We start from the raw sequence: 18896 nt of genomic DNA, 5'->3' as shown, positions 1-18896 counted from the left end.
GGCGCTTTAACAAAAGTTTACCATAGTATTAATACTATTTTAAGATTTCAATAACTTTCTTTGTTGTTAATGAATTTTAAACTAACCACTTTATTTTTGGCTATTTTCAGTACCATAAACTGTTTTACTCAAGAAAAACGCACCTCTATTACGGGAGAAATAATTAGCGTTCATAAAGTTGTAAGTAATATTAATATCCTTAATTTAAATACAAAATTAGGCTCTGTTAGTAATAATTTTGGAGAATTTGAACTAAAAGTAGCAGTAAATGATACCATATTATTTTCGTCCATTCAATATCAAACATTAAAAATTTTGATAACAAAAAATATTATTGAAACTAAAAAATTAAAGGTTCATTTAACCCCATTGGTAAATATTTTGAATGAAGTTTTTTTGGAAAGTTTATCTGGTAATTTAGATATTGATATTAAAAGTGTCCCAAAAGACACATTCCCAAAACATAACTTTGTATTTAAATTAAGTGATTTAAGTAAAAAATTAGGGCCAGACATACATGGTTTTTTGAAAGCTCCTAACGCCCAAAACATGACTGACCCCATTAAAATGAGAAGTAATGGTGGAGCTACACTTCCAGATTTTCGTATGATAAAATTACGAAAATTAAAAAGTGACCTTCTAAAAAAGAAAGAATTCCCCAGCAAAATAAAAAAAGAATTAGGTTTAGATTTTTTTACAATAAATTTAAAAATTCCAAAAGAAAGAATTAATAATTTTATAGCTTATTGTGAGTATAGAGCTATTATTCATAAATATTATAACCATAGATTATTAGAGGTAATAGAAATTTTACAGCAAGAAAGCAAAATTTACAATGCAATTAAAAATTAAAAATTACATACTAGTCCTATTTTTATTGTCTCAAATACTATTGAAGGCACAAGAAAAGCGCACCAAACTTTTAGGAACAGTAAAGTACGATTCCATAGCCCTTCAAGACGTAAATATTATTAATAAAGCTACAAAAAATGGCGCTTCTAGTGATAAAAACGGACTCTTTATAATTTATGCAGCTAAAGGAGATTCTATATTAATTTCATCAATTGTTTATAAAAAACGAATTATTGTAATTTCAGATACACATTTAAACACAAAAGAAATTGTAGTGTATTTAGAACCAAATTACAATTTATTAAATGAAGTTATGCTAACAAAAAAAATAAACACTAATTGGGGAAACCTATCTATTATCAAAGGGACTGTTTTAAACAATGACAAAATAGCTAGAAGCAAACCTCCTAATGCAAGAAGACTTACAGATCCAAATGCTAAATTTAAAGGTGCTGACTTTATAACTATATTAGGCATGCTTACTAAAAAATTACGCTTAAAAAGTAAAAAAAGAAAAGATGAACAAGAAAGAATTCTACAATTAAAAGATAATCTTTCTACAACACTCAAAAATCAATACGAAGAAGATTTCTTTACTGAATGGCTTCACATACCAAAAAATAAAATAAATTTATTTTTAGACTATTGCGAAGGAAATGGTCTCAAAAATTTTTACAATAGTAATGAAATTACAATCAAAAATTTTTTAATAAAACAAGCAAGAGAATTTAATTCACTTAAATATTAATTTTTTAAGATAGCCTCGTATTGTTTTTTGGAATGCTTTTTGTTTATTAGCAAAAAAATAAAACAATGAAACATTTAAAATATTTCACACTCCTTATAGTTATTCCTCTACTTGCATTTTCTGTGCATAAATACTATATAAGTTTATGTGAAATTGAATATGTTGAAGAACAAAAATCGATACAAATAACATTGGGGATGTTTATTGATGACCTTGAAGTTACACTGAACAAGAGTAATGATACAATATTAAATTTAGCTACAACTGATGAAGTTAAAAATATTGATAAATACTACAAAAGTTATTTAAATAAACATTTTAAAATTATTGTAAATAACAAACTACAAATATATAACTACATTGGAAAAGAATACGATGGTGATCTTGTTCGGTTTTACTTAGAAATAACTAACATTAAAAGTATTAACTCTATAGAAGTGATAAATAATTGTTTGTTTGAAACATTTGAAGATCAAGAAAATATTATTAAAATAAAGGCTAACAACATTAACAAAACATTTTATTTAAACAGAAAAAATGATAAAGGTTTGTTAAAGTTTTAATACTTAAACTTTTTTCTTAATAAAAATAATTAATTTTAATTATCATTTTTTTTAAGCTAACTATCTATGAAAAAATTATTAATTTTAGTATTGTCTATTATTTGTGTTTCAACAACATTATACAGCCAAGAAGTTGAACAGAAAAAAGAGAGACAACAAGGGCATTATAATACAAGTAAATTTAAACAGTTAAAGGAAGAGTTGCCCACTCCAAATAAACAACACACCGCTTCTGGAGCTCCTGGATATGAATACACTCAACAACAGGTAGATTATAAAATGAATATTATTTTAGACGATTATAATCAAAAATTGTTTGGTGAAGAAACTATCACATATCACAATAATTCAAAAGATAATTTAGAGTATTTATGGATTCAACTTGATCAAAATATAAGAGCCCCAAATTCGAAAAAACCTGACATTAGTGGTGGTGGCCCTGATGCTTTATATTCGCCATCTAAATTCACAAAAATGTTTATGGGAAAACCATTCCAAGGTGGTTTCAACATTCAATCTATAACTGATACTAATGGAAATTCAATAAACTATACTATAAACCAAACAATGATGCGAATTGATTTGCCAAAACCAATAGTTTCGGGAGCAAAATTTGTGTTTAATATTAAATGGTGGTATAATATTAATGACTATACTTCTGAAAGAGGACGTTCAGGTTATGAGCCTTTTCCTGATGGAAATAAATTATATGTAATTGCGCAATTTTTTCCTCGTTTAGCAGTATACAACAATGTTGAAGGATGGCAAAATATGCAATTTTGGGGAAGTAGTGAGTTTGCACTGGAATTTGGTAATTATGAAGTATCTATAACAACACCTAAAGACCATATTTTAAATGGAACTGGAGTAATACAAAACCCTAAAGAAGTATTTAATAAAAAACAATTTAAAAGATATCAAGCAGCTCAAAATTCTTATGATAACCCTGTATTTATTGTAACTCCTGAAGAGGCTCTTGAAGCCGAAAAAGGAAGAGCAAAAGATTCTAAGACTTGGAAATTGAAAGCTGAAAATGTACGTGATTTTGCTTTTGCTTCATCTCGTAAATTAATTTGGGATGCTATGGCTGTTAAACTTAATGAAAGAACAGTAATGGCTTATTCTTTATACCCTAATGAAGGAAATCCTCTATGGGAAGAACATTCAACAAAAGTAGTAGCCAATACATTAAAAGTTTATTCTGAACACACTTTTGATTATCCTTATCCACAAGCAACATCTGTTAATGCAAAACGTCAAGGTATGGAATACCCTATGATTTGTTGGAATTTTGGAAGACCGAACCCTGATGGGAAATATACAGAAAGAACAAAAAAAGGTATGATTGGTGTGGTGACTCACGAAGTTGGACATAACTTTTTCCCAATGATCGTAAATTCAGATGAAAGACAGTGGACTTGGATGGATGAAGGTATTAATTCTTTTGTTGAAATTTTAGCAGAAAATAAGTATGATTCTAACCTATTTCCTTTTAGTAAATATCCAAAAAATGTTATTGGTTATATGAAAGGTGACCAAAGTAAAATAGCACCAATTATGTCGCAAGGCGATAATGTTTTTAACTTTGGAGCAAATGCTTATGCCAAACCAGCTGCAGGTTTATTTATTTTACGCCAAACTATTATGGGACCTGAGTTATTTGATAAAGCATTTAAAACTTATGCCAAACGATGGAAATTTAAACACCCTACTCCTGCCGATTTCTTTAGAACTATGGAAGATGCTTCTGCTATGGATTTAGATTGGTTTTGGAGAGGTTGGTTTTATACTACAGGAAATAACGATATTGGTATTAAAGAAGTAAAAAAATATTATGTAACCGATAAACCTACTGAAAGAGCTAAAAACATGGCAAAACGGTACGGTATTACTATTGATCAACTGCCTCCTGCTCTTTATTTAGTTTCTGAAGATAGTGATGAATTTACAAACGATTTAAAAAATAAAAAACCCGAAGATTATGCCCTATTAAGTGAGTATATTTCTGCTAACTTTGATGAACAAGAAAAAGCATCCCTAAAAGCACCAAAATATTTTTATGAACTAGTGTTTGAAAAACCAGGAGATTTAGTAATGCCTATTATTGTTGAATTTGAATATGAAGATGGTACTAAAGAACGCAAACAATATCCGGCTCAAATTTGGAGACACAATGATAAAGAAGTTACTAAAGTTTTTCCTTCTAGTAAAGCTATTAAAAAAATTACTATTGATCCAGATGAACAAACCGCTGATGTAAATTTAAGTAACAATAGCTGGCCAAAAAACAAAGAAACTAAATTTGAAAAATTTAAAAAAACTCAAATTAAAAGTTAAAAATAACTAAAGCTGACTAAAAGTGTTGAAATTCAAATAATGAAAACCTACTTTTTAGTCAGTTTATTTTTATTTATTTTATAATTTCTATTCTTAAACTCTAATCTAACTACTCAATGAAAAAATTATTCACTTTTACTTCTCTTATCCTATTACTTTTTTATACTACCGTCACTTCTGCTCAAAAAACTCAGCAACAAAAAGGGCATTACAATACAAGTAAGTTTAAACAATTACATCAAGAATTACCAACACCAAATACTCAACATACTGCTTCTGGAGCTCCAGGTTATGAATATACCCAACAACAAGTTGATTATAAAATGGATATTATTTTAGATGATGAAAATCAACGTATTTATGGTGAAGAAACTATAACATATCACAATAATTCTAAAGATAATTTAGAATATTTATGGATTCAGTTAGATCAAAATATGCGTGCTGCTAATTCTGAAACACCTGATATACAAGGGAGTGATGCAAATACATTGTATTCTCCTTCTCAATTTTCAAAAACATTTATTAAAAATCCTTTTGACGGCGGATTTAAAATTGAATATGTTAAAAATATTGATGGTAGTAATATTCCCTATCAAATAAACCACACAATGATGCGCCTAGATTTAGATAAACCATTGACTTCAGGTGGTACATATTCATTTAAAATAAAGTGGTGGTATAACATCAATAATCATGTTAAAGATGGTGGTCGTTCAGGTTTTGAACACTTTCCAGATGGAAATAATGATTATATTATTGCTCAATTTTATCCAAGATTAGCAGTTTACGACAATGTTGATGGTTGGCAAAATTTACAATTTTGGGGTCGTAGTGAATTTGCACTAGAATTTGGTGATTTTGATGTGAATATTACTACACCTAAAGACCATATTTTGGGTGCAACAGGTGTATTATTAAACCCTAAAGAAGTCCTTTCAAAAAATCAATATAAAAGATTTGAATTGGCTAAAAAATCTTTTGATAACCCTGTAATTATTGTCACACAAGATGAAGCCATAAAAGCTGAGCAAAACAATACTAAAAAAACTAAAACTTGGAAGTTTTCGGCTAAAAATGTACGTGATTATGCATTTGCTTCTTCTCGAAAATATATTTGGGATGGAATGGCTGTTGATATTAATGGCAATACGGTTATGGCATATTCATACTATCCAAAAGAAGGGAACCCACTATGGGAAAAACATTCTACAAGAGCAGTAGCTCAAACTCTAAAAACATATTCAAAATATACTGTAGATTACCCTTACCATAAGGCTATTTCGGTTCATGCAAAAAATATAGGGATGGAATATCCTCAAATTTGTTTCAATAGAGGAAGACCTAACCCCGATGGAAGTTATAATGACAGAATTAAATATAGAATGTTAGGAGTAATTATACATGAAGTTGGACATAATTTTTTTCCAATGATTATTAATTCTGATGAACGTCAATGGACTTGGATGGACGAAGGTTTAAATTCTTTTGTTCAAATGTTGGCTCAAAGAGAGTATGAAGATAACTACCCTTTAAATAGAGGGTTACCAAAGAATATTGTTGGATATATGAAAGGAGATCAAAGTAAAATAGCTCCAATTATGACACAAGGTGACCACGTCTATAGTTTTGGAGCCAATGCTTATGCAAAACCTGCAACTGGCTTGTACATACTTAGAAATACAATTATGGGACCTAAATTATTTGACAAAGCATTTAAAACTTATGCCAAACGTTGGGCATTTAAACACCCTACTCCTGCCGATTTCTTTAGAACTATGGAAGATGCTTCTGCTATGGATTTAGATTGGTTTTGGAGAGGTTGGTTTTATACTACAGGAAATAACGATATTGGTATTAAAGAAGTAAAAAAATATTATGTAACCGATAAACCTACTGAAAGAGCTAAAAACATGGCAAAACGGTACGGTATTACTATTGATCAACTGCCTCCTGCTCTTTATTTAGTTTCTGAAGATAGTGATGAATTTACAAACGATTTAAAAAATAAAAAACCCGAAGATTATAATTTATTAAGTGAGTATATTTCTGCTAACTTTGATGAACAAGAAAAAGCATCCCTAAAAGCACCAAAATATTTTTATGAACTAGTGTTTGAAAAACCAGGAGATTTAGTAATGCCTATTATTGTTGAATTTGAATATGAAGATGGTACCAAAGAACGCAAACAATATCCAGCTCAAATTTGGAGACACAATGATAAAGAAGTTACCAAAGTTTTTCCTTCTAGTAAAGCAATTAAAAAAATTACTATTGATCCAGATGAACAAACCGCTGATGTAAATTTAAGTAACAATAGCTGGCCAAAAAACAAAGAAACTAAATTTGAAAAATTTAAAAAAACTCAAATTAAAAGTTAAAATAAAGCCACTTCAAAAGAGTGGCTTTATTATTTTATATAATTATCCTTAATTTACAGGAATTGGAGGAGGCCCATCAGGGATAATTGCCTTATAAACTTCACTCCCTTTTCTTTTAACATATTCATCCTTAACTTTTTTAAGCAATTCAGGGTTTTCAAATAAATCAAGCATAGTCATTGCCATTGCTTTTGATGCATACAGCATTCCTTTATGGCCAATACTCATACCTCCACAAGCCACTACTGCCCACGAATGCCAAGGTGTATCTTTTGGTGCTGTAGTAACACCTAAATTTATGTTTGCAACATTCCAACTTACATCTCCTACATCTGTTGAGCCACCTCCTGGATTTTCTCTTGTTTCTTTTAAGGGCTTTATAGTACTATCCATTCCTATTTGTTTTTTACCTGTAGCTTCTTGTATTTTTTTTCCAAATGAGATTTCTTCATCCGTATAACTAATAGGCCCTAATAATTCAAGATTATTTTGCATTATTTTACCTCCTTCTCTATTCACCAACACTTCGTATATTCCTGAAATTAGTGAAACCTTATAGTCTACATTCGCTAAAATTGCTGCTCCTTCAGCCATTTTCATAGCCTGTTCATATACAGGCATTAACCCAGATCTTTTTGTATCTCTAACTCGCATCCAAAGTCTTGCATAATCAGGAACTACATTAACCACTTTACCTGCATCCTGTATATGATAGTGCATTCTTACTGTAGGTTTTACATGTTCTCTATAGTAATTAATGCCTGTAGTATATAATTCTAATGCATCAGATGCACTTCTACCATTCCAAGGGTCAGCGGAAGCATGAGCTGATTGCCCATAAAATTCAATTTTAAAATCTACCAATGCTAATGAACTTTGCACATCTGCTTTAATTTCAGCAGAAGGATGCCAACTTATGTTAACATCAACATCATTCCAAAGTCCTGCGCGTACCATCCAAATTTTTCCGAAATATTTTTCTTCACTTGGTGTTCCAAAAAACTTAACAGTTCCTTTAATTTTACCGCTCTCTATTAATTCTTTAATAGCTATTGCTGCGCCTAAACTTGCAGACCCAAATAAGTTATGACCACAACCATGACCAGGCTCTCCTTCATTAATAGGATCTTTTGTTGGTTTTGCCTTTTGTGAAATACCTGGGAGTGCATCAAATTCACCTAAAACACTTATTACTGGCCTACCAGAACCATAAGTGGCTACAAAAGCGGTTGGAATACCAGCTACACCACGCTCAACCTTAAATCCTTGTTTTTCTGCATAATCTGCCAATAATTTTGAAGATTTATTTTCCTCAAAAGCAGTTTCTGCCAATGACCAAATTTCATCACTAATATTTATAAGATCTTTTTTATGGTTTTCCACAGAACTTATAATCGCTTTTTTTGTTTTGCCTATTTTTTTTTGAGAAAATGAAGTTGTAATTGTAAAACACAGTGCTACAATTAATAATAGTTTTGTTTTCATTGAAAAGAGTTTAAATTTATCTTCTAAAGATATAAAAAAACTTTAACAGCAAAAGATTTACCTAATTATAAGAATAAAATCTCATAATTATATGATACTTTATTCGTAAAAACAAGTTATACTATTTTAGGTGTTTAATTTAAGATTTTGTTTTTCGAAACATAAAATAAAATCCAACAAAAATTAGAGGAATACTCAACCATTGTCCCGTATTGAGTGCCCATTGAGAACGATCATCAACCTGTGCTTCTTTGAAAAACTCAATTACAAATCTAACTGACCAGAGTAACACAAAAAAGAGTCCAAAAATATAACCTAGTTTTTGTTTTTTATCTGTTTTCCAGTAAATGTACCAAAGAATAATAAATATTACCAAATAACTAATGGCTTCATATAATTGTGCAGGATGCCTAGGAAAATCTTCTCCTAATCTTCTAAAAACAAATCCATAATTAGAATTTGTAGGTTTTCCAATAATTTCTGAATTCATTAAATTTCCTATTCTAACAAACATTGCACCTAACGCAACTGGAACTACAATTCTATCTAAAATATAAAGTAATGGTTTTTTTAATATTTTTTTACTAAACCAATACATAGCCAAAATTATTCCTATTGCAGCACCATGACTTGCCAAGCCTCTATAGCCAATAAACTCAAATTTTGGAGAAAATTTAACTGGTAACAAAACTTCAAGAGGGTGTTTAAATAGAAATTCTGGCTGATAAAATAAAAAATGCCCTATCCTTGCTCCTATCAATGTTGCTATAACAGCGTACATAAATAATGAATCTAATTTTTCTAAAGGAATTTTATCATTTATAAATATTTTTTTCATTATATACAAGCCTAATGTAAATGCAAAAACAAACATTAAACTATAATATCGTATTGCAACTGGACCTAATTTGAATAATATTGGTGAAGGATTCCAATCAATTTGAAGTAGTATCATTAATTTTATTTTTAGTGTTGTAAATATATAATAAATGTTTAGTTGTAGTAACTTTTAATATAATTAAACTTATTTTTTACTTTTTTTATCTTCTGTATCGGGTACCGGATCATAACCGCTTCCTCCCCAAGGATGACAACTAAAGATTCTTTTAATTGCCAATTTACCACCTCTAAATATTCCATGTTTTTGAAGTGCTTCTAACGTATAACTAGAACAAGTTGGTGTATACCTGCAGCTTGATGGTGTATAAGGAGATATTGCTGCTTGATAAAAACGAACTAACCATATAAATGGAATTGCCAATATTTTAGTAAAACTTTTCAAAATTAATTTATTGAAAAAGTAGTTCCATCTTTACCATCTTTTAATTGAATACCCAAAGCTAAAAGTTCATCTCTAATTTGATCAGATAATGCCCAATTTTTATTATCTCTAGCTTCTTTTCTCATTTGAATTAACAATTCTACCACACCCGTTAATTTATCTGAACTGTTTTGTTGAATCTCATTTTTTAAACCTAACACGTCGTAAAAAAATGCTTTTAACGTAAACTTAAATTCTTTTAAATCTACTTCTGTTATGGTTTCTTTTTTAACGAGTAATAAATTCACAAATTTAACTGCTTCAAATAAATTTGCAATTAAAATAGGTGTATTAAAATCATCATTCATAGCATCATAACATTTTTGTTTCCAACCTTTAATATCTATTGAAGATTCTTTTGATACTATTATATTATCTAAATTATTTACGGCTTCTTCTAATTTAATATAGCCTTTTTCAGATGCTTCAATTCCTGCATTTGTAAAATCTAATATACTTCTATAATTTGCTTGTAACATAAAAAATCGTGTTACACTTGGGGAAAATGGTTTACTTAAAATGTTATTTTTACCTGAAAATATCTCATTAGGCAAAATATAATTTCCTGTTGATTTAGACATTTTTTCTCCATTTAAAATCAACATATTTGCATGCATCCAATAATGTACAGGGTTTACACCATTTTTAACCTTAGACTGTGCAATTTCACATTCATGGTGTGGAAACTTTAAATCCATTCCGCCTCCATGAATGTCAAATTCACTCCCTAAATATTTAGTACTCATTGCACTACATTCTAAATGCCAACCTGGAAAACCATCACTCCAAGGTGAAGGCCAACGCATAATGTGCCGTTCATCAGCTTTTTTCCAAAGTGCAAAATCTTGTGGATTCTTCTTTTCAGACTGCCCCTCTAACTCTCGTGTATTTTGTATAGAATCTTCAATTTTTCTACCTGAAAGTATGCCGTAGTTTTCAGTTTCATTGTATTTTAAAACATCAAAATATACAGAGCCATTAACTTCATAAGCCATTCCTTTAGCTAAAATATCTTTAATTATTTCAATTTGTTCAACTATATGCCCTGTAGCTGTTGGCTCAATACTTGGAGGTAAATTATTAATATTTTGTAGCGTATTGTGAAAATCTATTGTATAACGTTGTACAACTTCCATAGGCTCTATTTTTTCCAATCGAGCTTTGGTAGCAATTTTATCTTCTGCATCATCATCTGTTAAATGTCCTGCATCAGTAATATTACGTACATAGCGTACTTTATACCCCAAGTGTTTTAAGTAACGAAAAATCATATCAAACGACATAAACGTTCTAACATTTCCTAAGTGTACATTACTATAAACTGTAGGGCCACAAACATACATACCAACATTACCTTCAACAATTGGTTTAAAAACTTCTTTTGATTTACTTAAAGAATTGTATATTTTAAGTTGGTTTGTTTTGTATAATTCCATTAATTGTTACTTATTTTTGAGAATGTAAAGATAAAAACAAATCTCTAATGGAGAAATTAATACTGCAATGGATTTAGTAACTTAGAAATATAAACTATTACACAGAATGCATAAACGGTTAAATAAAATTTCATACATCTTTATTTTATACCTTGTATTTTATATCAAAAAAAATATTTTAAATTTACATCAATTATTGAGTTTGAAATATGACCAACAAAAAATCATTGAAATCTGCTTTACATGAGGTTGAAGGAATTCAACAACCTGCAACAACTAATGATAGTTCAATAAAAAAAATAAAACGACAACGAAGGAAACAACCTACTGAAGAAGAGTTTGTTGAGAAAATTATTGAAGGAGATATTTCTTATTTAAGCCGTGCAATAACGTTAATTGAAAGTACCAATTCAAATCATCAAAAAAAAGCAACTGCAATTTTAGAACAATGTTTACCTTTTGCAAATAAATCTGTTAGAATTGGCATAACTGGTGTTCCAGGCGTAGGGAAAAGTACTTTTATTGAAGCTTTTGGAAAATATTTCACTAAACAAAATAAAAAAGTTGCTGTATTAGCTATTGATCCAAGTAGTTCTATTAATAAAGGAAGTATTTTAGGTGATAAAACTCGTATGGAAGAATTGGTAAAGGATCAAAATGTATATATACGTCCTTCTCCAAGTGGTTCTTCTTTGGGAGGTGTTGCACAAAAAACACGTGAAACTATTATTTTATGTGAAGCTGCTAGTTTTGATGTTATTTTTATTGAAACTGTAGGTGTTGGTCAAAGTGAAACAGCAGTGCATTCAATGGTTGATTTCTTTTTATTATTAAAATTAGCTGGTGCTGGTGACGAATTACAAGGAATTAAACGTGGTATAATTGAAATGGCTGATGCAATTGTAATTAACAAAGCTGACAATGACAATAAAAAATATGCTGAACTTGCAAAAAATGAATTTACACGCGCATTGCATTTGTATCCGCCAAAAGAAAGTGGCTGGCAACCACAAGTAACAACTTGTAGTGCCATTTATAATGAAGGCATTGACACCGTTTACAAAATTATTAATGATTATTTTAACTTAACAAAGTCAAATGGCTATTTTGAAAAGCATAGAAATGAACAAAATAATTATTGGTTTCTAGAAACTATTAATTACCAGCTAATTACCAATTTTTACAACAAAAAAAGGGTAAAAGAAGGATTAAAAAAATATAAAGAGGACATAAAAAACCTCAAAACAACACCTTTTAAAGCTGCTCAAGAAATCCTAAAACTATCAAAAAAATAATGAACTACGAATTTACTATCATTGTTCCTGTTTACAATGAAGAAGCTAATTTACAACGAGTTGAACAAGAACTTTCTAACTATCTAAAAATAGCTGCAAAAAAAACAAAAATCCTCTTTGTAAATGATGGAAGCAAAGATAAAAGCCAACAATTAATTGAAGAAATTTGTATGAACAATTCAGATTTTAATTTTATTCAGTTTCAACAAAACTGTGGGTTAAGTGCTGCAATAACTGCTGGATTTAAGAATACTGATACTGAATTGGTTGGTTATATAGATTCTGATTTACAAACTGCTCCTGAAGATTTTAATTTATTATTGGCTCAAATTGGAGAATATGATTTAGTTACAGGAGTAAGAGCAAATAGAAAAGATACTTTTGTGAAAAATATGTCATCAACTATAGCAAATGGAATTAGGCGTGCTTTTACACATGACGGAATGGATGATACTGGCTGCCCTTTAAAAGTAATTAAAACTGAGTATGCAAAAAAAATACCTATGTTTAAAGGCTTACATCGTTTTTTACCAGCTATGATTTTATTGCAAAATGGAAAAATTAAACAAATACCTGTGCAACATTTCCCTAGAATTGCCGGTGAAGCAAAATACGGTTTATGGAATAGACTTATAGGTCCACTCATAGATTGTTTTGCCTATTTATGGATGAAGAAAAAATATATCAATTACAAAATTGCTAAAATAAATTAATGAGTAGTTGGATAATTTATAGCATAGGCTTTTTAGCACAACTTTTATTTTCAGGAAGATTAATTTTACAATGGATTTTATCAGAAAAGAATAAGAAAGTTTTAACCCCTTCCATTTTTTGGAAACTAAGCCTATTTGCCTCTTTCCTATTATTTGTTTATGGATATTTACGTGATGATTTTGCCATTATGTTAGGGCAAACTCTTACCTATTTTATATACATTAGAAACTTACAATTACAAGGAGAATGGCAAAAAGCACCTAAGATTTTACGGTGGTTTTTATGGATTTTCCCCTTATTAATAGTTATTTATTCTTTTAATAATAATATCTACGATTTAAATAAACTTCTTAAAAATGAAGCCATTCCTTTTTGGTTGTTAATTTGGGGAAGTGTAGCACAAGTTATTTTTACACTTCGATTTGTGTATCAATGGATTTACTCTGAAAAGAAAAAAGAATCATCTTTACCTTTTGGATTTTGGTTGTTAAGCTTAATTGGTTCAATTATGATATTGATTTATGCCATCTTTAGAGAAGACCCTGTACTTTTAGTTGGGCATTTAATGGGGTCTATCATATATATAAGAAATATTTTTATTTTAAGAAAACAATAAAAATTAAATTAAGTGCTTATTGTACTTTCCTAATTATCCATACATTTGTAAAAGTTGAAAGTATTTTAAAAAAACAAGAATGATTAAACAATTTGAGCTATGTATTGTTATACCCTGCTATAATGAAGAAAAAAGATTAGACAAAAAACGGATGCTTAATTTTCTTGAAGCACAAAAAAATGTTTTATTATGCTTTGTAAATGATGGCTCTAGTGACAATACTTTAGAAGTCTTAAATTCCATAAAAATTGCTTATCCTAACAATGTTGAAGCTATTTCTACGCCAAAAAATGTAGGAAAGGCTGAAGCCGTTAGAACGGGAATAACATACTGTAATAAAAATCTAAAATTCAACAAAATTGCTTATTTAGATGCAGATTTAGCTACTACTTTGGAGGAGTGCTATGAGATTAGTAAATTAGTTACTAATAAAGTGGTATTTGCATTTGGATCAAGAATAAAAAAAATTGATACGAATATTCAGCGAAAAACATCTCGTTTTTTAATAGGAAGAGTTATTGCTACGTTTATATCAAAACAGCTAAAATTAGGGGTTTACGATACGCAATGTGGCTGTAAAATATTTGATAGTAAACTTTCTAAAAATATTTTTAACGAAAAATTTATCTCAAAATGGTTATTTGATGTAGAACTCTTTCACAGAATTATTAAAATTTATGGAGAAGAAAAAATGCATAAAATATGCAAGGAAGTACCTTTAAAATCTTGGATAGATTACGATGATTCTAAAGTTAAAATGACTTACTTCTTTAAACTTTGGTTAGATTTATATCGTATCCAAAAACATTACAAATAGGTAAAACCAATTAAACTAAAAATGAAATTGTTTTCAAAAAAAATATCACCCTATTTGAGTATAGTAATCGGTCTCATTCTATTTAGAGCTTTCTTAAATTATGCTATCCCTTTAATGGACAAAACAGAAGCTCGTTACGCTAATATTGCTAGAATTATGGCTGAAACTAACAATTGGATTACACCACAAATAGATTATGGTGTTCCCTTTTGGGCAAAGCCTCCTCTTTCAACTTGGTTATCTGCAATAAGCTTTGAACTATTTGGTGTTAATGAGTTTGCTGCTAGATTACCTTATCTACTTTTAAGCATTTTAATGGTGCTTCTTATAGGTAAATACGCTAAACGAAAAGGGTTAGATTTCTTTATTCCAGGGGTAATACTCTTAACAATTCCTGAGTTTTTAATTCATGCTGGTGTTGTTTCAACAGATACTGCCTTAGCATTTTGTGTTACGCTAGTTATGATTTCTTTTTGGGAAGGAATCAACAACAAACAAAAAATTTGGAAATATTTGTTTTTTGTAGGTATAGGTTTAGGTTTACTTGCAAAAGGTCCTATTATAATTATTTTAACAGGGCCTCCTATTTTTATTTGGCTTGTTGTTTTTAAAGAATTTAAAAACTTATGGAAATTCTTTCCATGGATTTTAGGAATACTAATAACAGCAATAATTGCGATTCCTTGGTATTATTTGGCAGAACAAAAAACACCTGGTTTTATAGATTACTTTATTGTTGGAGAACATTTTAAAAGGTTTTTAGACTCTAGTTGGAAAGGTGATAAATATGGTTTCCCTAAATCTCAACCACTTGGAATGATTTGGATATTTTTAGTATTGTTTGCACTTCCTTGGATTCAAATAACAATTCGTAAATTATGGAAAAATAAAACCGTTATATTTAAAAATAAATGGGTTACATTTTTACTTTTTTGGCTACTATGGACTCCTCTATTTTTTACAGTTTCAAAAAGTTTAATTCACCCTTATATTTTACCTGTAATGGTGCCTATTGCTTTGCTAATAACACATTGGTGGAAAACTATTTTACATAGAAAAAAAATTATTATTGGGAGTTTGTTTTTTCCATTTATTGCCTTGTTATTTTATATTGGATTAACTATTAGTGACAAAAAAGAGTTTTACATAAACACTGATAAATACCTAATTGAAAATACCGCAGATAATAATATTCCTATTTATCATTGGCAAAATAAAAGTTATTCTGGACAGTTTTATACAAAAGGTAACATGAAAACTATTGAGAATACTCATAAATTAAAAGAAGCTTTTAAAACCAAAAACCCATTTTTAATTATTATTCCAACTAAAAAAATTAAAAATATTGATAACCAAGAAATGAGTTTATTAAAAAAAATAGACTCTAATTACAAAAAAGGTATTTATATCTTCAAAAAATAAATAACTTATATTTAAAATTATAGCTCTTTCTAAATGATAAAAACCATTGAAAAATATCCAATAGCATCTTTATCAATTGTTGTTTTATTGATGCTATTAGTGCATTTAAATGTTCCAAACGTAACCATTATGGAAGCTCGCAATTTTATCACTGCACGTGAAATGGTACATGATAACAACTGGATTTTAACTACAATGAATGGTGAAGCACGTTACCAAAAACCCCCATTACCAACCTGGATTACAGCAATTTCAGGTTTGATTTTTGGAATGGATAATCTATTCGCTTTACGATTACCTGCAGCAATTATGGTGTTATTTTTAGGTGTTTTTGGTTATTTTTTATCGTTAAAACTTGAGCTATCAAAAAAACAGAGTCTTCAAAATGGTTTTATTTTAGTTACTTCATTTTATATTATTGCTATTATTAACGAGGCTCCTTGGGATATTTTTACACACGGATTTATGTTAGCTGGCGTATATTATATATTTCAATTTTTTGAAGAAGAAAAAGTAAGCTGGGAAAAAGCTTTAATTGCTGCTATTTTTGTTGGCTTATCATTTTTAAGTAAAGGGCCTGTTTCAATTTATGCAATTTTATTACCTTTTTTAATCTCTTATGGTATAACCTATAAATTTAAAAAATTGAAAACCAAAATTGCTCCGCTAATTAGCTTTGTAATTTTATTTATAATTATTGGTGGTTGGTGGTTTATATACGTTCGCTTAGCAGATTCTAAGGCGTTTTTAGAAATTGCAGGTAAAGAAACCGCAAATTGGAGTAGTTACAATGTAAAACCTTTTTATTACTACTGGAGCTTTTTTATTCAATCTGGTTTATGGGCAATTCCAGCTTTTATAAGTTTGTTATATCCTTATTTAAGGAATCGTGTTGAAAATAACAAAGTATATAAATTCACATTTTGGTGGACTATAATTGCTGTAATTTTACTTTCACTAATTCCAGAAAAAAAACCTCGCTATTTAGTTCCTGTATTAATTCCATTAGCCTTAAATACTGGTTTTTACATACAATATTTAATTACTAATTTTTCTAAAATGAAGCGTAAAATTGAAATTTACCCGGTTTATTTTAATTTCTTACTCATCGCATTATTAGGTCTAATTTTACCATTTGCACTTTATTTTTTTCTTAATGAAGCTATTCAACAACACTGGGTAAGTTATGTCTTAACATCAATATCTATCTTTTTAATAGGGCTTCTAATTATTAAAAAATTATTTCAACAAAAGATAAAGTCTGTATTTTATTTAACCATTTTATTTATGGTTACCATTTTTACCTTTGGATTACCTATTTCAAAAAGTTTAACTAAAAATAAAGCCTTTAATTCAATTCATAAACTTCATAAACTTGAAAGGAGCTACAACATTAAAGCGTATGTAATAGGTGAAATTACTCCTGAATTATTATGGGATTATAATGGTATTTTAAAAAATGTTTATAAAAATGAAAAGTTGAAAATCCCTAATGAAAATCAATTTGGATTACTTTTAATGAATAAGGACATTAAACTAATTTTAGCTCAATTAGAAAATGATTACAACACTAAACTTATTGAAACATATAATTTGAACGTAGGAAGCAAAAGCAAAGAACGTTTAATTCGACAGTTTTATTTAATCTCAAAAAAATAGTACTTTTGACTTATGAATATAAAAACACTTACAAAAACAGACTATCTTGGTTATGCATTTCTAATTATTGCATTTGCAATTGGTATTTATTATGCTTCAACAAATATTACATATTTTGATACTGTTTACAGTAAAGAAGATGGCTTTATAGAAAACAGCCAGTTTATATTTATTTTCTTTTCAAGTGTATTATTATTTTACAGATTTTTTAAACTTTTTAAACACAAAAATATTTATTGGAAAATAGGTGTTCTAGGTATGGCATTGGTGTTTTTATTTGGTGCTGGTGAAGAAATTTCTTGGGGTCAGCGTATTTTTAATATTCAATCATCAGAGTATTTTATAGAAAATAATGCCCAAGGTGAAACTAATTTACACAATATGGTTGTTGAAGGTAAAAAAATAAATAAAATTATATTCAGTCAGCTTTTAACTATTATTTTAATAATTTACATTTTAATTCTTCCTGTGCTCTATAGAAAATTTAAATCTATTCAGAAGCTTATAAATTTATTTGCAATCCCAATTGTAAAATGGCATCATACTATAGCTTTTTTAGCTTCAACCGGATTGATATTTTTTGTGAATTCAGATAGAAAATGGGAGCTGTATGAATTAGCCTTTGGTGTAATTTTCTTTTTAATATTTTTAAATCCACTCAATAAACAAATTTATAATGTTACTTCATAAACTTTTTTAAAAATAAATTAAAGAGTTTGTAAAATAGAAGACCATATAGAAGACCAAAAAGAATTCCTGTAAAAACATCTAATGGGAAATGAACACCAACATAAATTCTACTATAAGCAACCAGTAAAGCCCAAAAAATTAATATAGAAAATAAATAGTTGTATTTATTTTTTAATAGGAAACCAAAAAACACTGCAATTGCCATTGAGTTTGTTGCATGTCCTGAAAAGTAAGAATATAAACCTCCACATCTATTTCCAACAAATCTTATTAAATTAGAAATATTTTCATTGTGGCACGGACGTAACCTTTTGAAACCATATTTAAAAAGATTACTTGTTTGATCAGAAAAAGTAATTAGCAAAACAATAAAAAGTACTGCTATCACTATTTTTTTGATACCGTATTGTTTGTACCCAAGATAAAGTAACAATAAATACAATGGAATGGCGCTAAATTTATTTGTAACAAATAACCAAAACCCATCCCATTGTACTGAACCTAAATTATTTAAATAGATTAGTAGCTCTATGTCTTTATTCAAAAGTGTTTCTAACATA

Annotated in this window: 17 protein-coding genes; 12 read left to right on the top strand and 5 right to left on the bottom strand. The window is 28.8% G+C overall.

Features of this window, described 5'->3' with window-relative positions:
• Positions 1 to 69: 69 nt before the first annotated feature.
• The 5 genes from Lupro_RS00670 (at position 70) to Lupro_RS00650 (ending at position 6881) form a co-directional block, all read left to right on the top strand.
• Positions 70 to 852, top strand: coding sequence for a peptidase associated/transthyretin-like domain-containing protein (locus Lupro_RS00670; protein ID WP_068205582.1), 783 nt, complete (start codon positions 70 to 72; stop codon positions 850 to 852).
• Complete coding sequence (locus tag Lupro_RS00665; protein WP_068205581.1) at positions 836 to 1600, top strand: carboxypeptidase-like regulatory domain-containing protein; 765 nt, start codon at positions 836 to 838, stop codon at positions 1598 to 1600. Before Lupro_RS00670 ends, Lupro_RS00665 begins: the two co-directional genes overlap by 17 nt.
• Before the next feature lie 65 nt (positions 1601 to 1665).
• A complete protein-coding gene (locus Lupro_RS00660; RefSeq protein WP_068205580.1) occupies positions 1666 to 2163 on the top strand; it encodes a DUF6702 family protein in 498 nt (165 codons plus the stop codon).
• 66 nt (positions 2164 to 2229) lie between these two features.
• Positions 2230 to 4500 (top strand): M1 family metallopeptidase, encoded by a 2271-nt coding sequence (locus Lupro_RS00655; RefSeq protein ID WP_068205579.1) that lies wholly within the window; start codon positions 2230 to 2232, stop codon positions 4498 to 4500.
• Positions 4501 to 4616: 116 nt separating this feature from the next.
• The gene (locus tag Lupro_RS00650; RefSeq protein ID WP_158499542.1) at positions 4617 to 6881 is read left to right on the top strand and encodes a M1 family metallopeptidase; all 2265 of its coding nucleotides are present in this window, start codon (positions 4617 to 4619) and stop codon (positions 6879 to 6881) included.
• Positions 6882 to 6929: 48 nt separating this feature from the next.
• Here Lupro_RS00650 and Lupro_RS00645 read toward each other — a convergent pair whose 3' ends face one another.
• The 4 genes from Lupro_RS00645 to cysS all read right to left on the bottom strand — a co-directional run bounded on the left by Lupro_RS00645 (position 6930) and on the right by cysS (position 11123).
• On the bottom strand, positions 6930 to 8366 hold the full coding sequence (locus tag Lupro_RS00645; RefSeq protein ID WP_068205578.1) for an amidohydrolase: 1437 nt from the start codon (positions 8364 to 8366) through the stop codon (positions 6930 to 6932).
• A 139-nt stretch (positions 8367 to 8505) separates the two neighbouring features.
• Positions 8506 to 9321, bottom strand: coding sequence for a prolipoprotein diacylglyceryl transferase (lgt, locus tag Lupro_RS00640; RefSeq protein WP_068205577.1), 816 nt, complete (start codon positions 9319 to 9321; stop codon positions 8506 to 8508).
• 69 nt (positions 9322 to 9390) lie between these two features.
• Entirely contained in the window at positions 9391 to 9648 is a 258-nt protein-coding gene (yidD, locus tag Lupro_RS00635; protein WP_068205576.1) for a membrane protein insertion efficiency factor YidD, read from the bottom strand.
• A 2-nt stretch (positions 9649 to 9650) separates the two neighbouring features.
• On the bottom strand, positions 9651 to 11123 hold the full coding sequence (gene cysS, locus Lupro_RS00630) for a cysteine--tRNA ligase (protein WP_068205575.1): 1473 nt from the start codon (positions 11121 to 11123) through the stop codon (positions 9651 to 9653).
• 209 nt (positions 11124 to 11332) lie between these two features.
• Between cysS and meaB the strand changes: the two genes are divergently transcribed.
• The 7 genes from meaB to Lupro_RS00595 all read left to right on the top strand — a co-directional run bounded on the left by meaB (position 11333) and on the right by Lupro_RS00595 (position 18336).
• On the top strand, positions 11333 to 12418 hold the full coding sequence (gene meaB, locus Lupro_RS00625) for a methylmalonyl Co-A mutase-associated GTPase MeaB (protein ID WP_068205574.1): 1086 nt from the start codon (positions 11333 to 11335) through the stop codon (positions 12416 to 12418).
• A complete protein-coding gene (locus Lupro_RS00620; RefSeq protein WP_068205573.1) occupies positions 12418 to 13131 on the top strand; it encodes a glycosyltransferase in 714 nt (237 codons plus the stop codon). Before meaB ends, Lupro_RS00620 begins: the two co-directional genes overlap by 1 nt.
• Positions 13131 to 13748, top strand: coding sequence for a lipid-A-disaccharide synthase N-terminal domain-containing protein (locus Lupro_RS00615; protein ID WP_068205572.1), 618 nt, complete (start codon positions 13131 to 13133; stop codon positions 13746 to 13748). Before Lupro_RS00620 ends, Lupro_RS00615 begins: the two co-directional genes overlap by 1 nt.
• A gap of 79 nt (positions 13749 to 13827) precedes the next feature.
• Positions 13828 to 14565: a glycosyltransferase gene (locus Lupro_RS00610; protein WP_068205571.1), complete on the top strand. Its 738-nt coding sequence runs from the start codon at positions 13828 to 13830 to the stop codon at positions 14563 to 14565.
• A gap of 114 nt (positions 14566 to 14679) precedes the next feature.
• Positions 14680 to 15987 carry an ArnT family glycosyltransferase gene (locus tag Lupro_RS00605; RefSeq protein WP_227807454.1) on the top strand — a complete coding sequence of 436 codons (1308 nt, stop codon included), beginning with the start codon at positions 14680 to 14682 and terminating at the stop codon, positions 15985 to 15987.
• Between the two features lie 33 nt (positions 15988 to 16020).
• Positions 16021 to 17646, top strand: coding sequence for an ArnT family glycosyltransferase (locus tag Lupro_RS00600; protein WP_068205569.1), 1626 nt, complete (start codon positions 16021 to 16023; stop codon positions 17644 to 17646).
• Between the two features lie 12 nt (positions 17647 to 17658).
• Positions 17659 to 18336 carry a hypothetical protein gene (locus tag Lupro_RS00595; protein WP_099092382.1) on the top strand — a complete coding sequence of 226 codons (678 nt, stop codon included), beginning with the start codon at positions 17659 to 17661 and terminating at the stop codon, positions 18334 to 18336.
• Here Lupro_RS00595 and Lupro_RS00590 read toward each other — a convergent pair.
• Positions 18326 to 18895, bottom strand: coding sequence for a phosphatase PAP2 family protein (locus tag Lupro_RS00590; protein WP_068205568.1), 570 nt, complete (start codon positions 18893 to 18895; stop codon positions 18326 to 18328). The genes Lupro_RS00595 and Lupro_RS00590 overlap by 11 nt on opposite strands.
• Position 18896: the final 1 nt, after the last annotated feature.

It is taken from the genome of Lutibacter profundi (genome assembly GCF_001543325.1).
In the GTDB taxonomy this organism is placed as follows: domain Bacteria; phylum Bacteroidota; class Bacteroidia; order Flavobacteriales; family Flavobacteriaceae; genus Lutibacter; species Lutibacter profundi.
This window is presented reverse-complemented; position numbering and strand designations above follow the sequence as displayed.

Excerpts from the sequence above, each read along its gene's own strand:
- Lupro_RS00670 (WP_068205582.1), top strand. The coding sequence starts at position 70 with ATGAATTTTAAACTAACCACTTTATTTTTGGCTATTTTCAGTACCATA.
- Lupro_RS00665 (WP_068205581.1), top strand. The coding sequence starts at position 836 with ATGCAATTAAAAATTAAAAATTACATACTAGTCCTATTTTTATTGTCT.
- Lupro_RS00660 (WP_068205580.1), top strand. The coding sequence starts at position 1,666 with ATGAAACATTTAAAATATTTCACACTCCTTATAGTTATTCCTCTACTT.
- Lupro_RS00655 (WP_068205579.1), top strand. The coding sequence starts at position 2,230 with ATGAAAAAATTATTAATTTTAGTATTGTCTATTATTTGTGTTTCAACA.
- Lupro_RS00650 (WP_158499542.1), top strand. The coding sequence starts at position 4,617 with ATGAAAAAATTATTCACTTTTACTTCTCTTATCCTATTACTTTTTTAT.
- Lupro_RS00645 (WP_068205578.1), bottom strand. The coding sequence starts at position 8,366 with ATGAAAACAAAACTATTATTAATTGTAGCACTGTGTTTTACAATTACA.
- lgt (WP_068205577.1), bottom strand. The coding sequence starts at position 9,321 with ATGATACTACTTCAAATTGATTGGAATCCTTCACCAATATTATTCAAA.
- cysS (WP_068205575.1), bottom strand. The coding sequence starts at position 11,123 with ATGGAATTATACAAAACAAACCAACTTAAAATATACAATTCTTTAAGT.
- meaB (WP_068205574.1), top strand. The coding sequence starts at position 11,333 with ATGACCAACAAAAAATCATTGAAATCTGCTTTACATGAGGTTGAAGGA.
- Lupro_RS00620 (WP_068205573.1), top strand. The coding sequence starts at position 12,418 with ATGAACTACGAATTTACTATCATTGTTCCTGTTTACAATGAAGAAGCT.
- Lupro_RS00615 (WP_068205572.1), top strand. The coding sequence starts at position 13,131 with ATGAGTAGTTGGATAATTTATAGCATAGGCTTTTTAGCACAACTTTTA.
- Lupro_RS00610 (WP_068205571.1), top strand. The coding sequence starts at position 13,828 with ATGATTAAACAATTTGAGCTATGTATTGTTATACCCTGCTATAATGAA.
- Lupro_RS00605 (WP_227807454.1), top strand. The coding sequence starts at position 14,680 with ATGGACAAAACAGAAGCTCGTTACGCTAATATTGCTAGAATTATGGCT.
- Lupro_RS00600 (WP_068205569.1), top strand. The coding sequence starts at position 16,021 with ATGATAAAAACCATTGAAAAATATCCAATAGCATCTTTATCAATTGTT.
- Lupro_RS00595 (WP_099092382.1), top strand. The coding sequence starts at position 17,659 with ATGAATATAAAAACACTTACAAAAACAGACTATCTTGGTTATGCATTT.
- Lupro_RS00590 (WP_068205568.1), bottom strand. The coding sequence starts at position 18,895 with ATGTTAGAAACACTTTTGAATAAAGACATAGAGCTACTAATCTATTTA.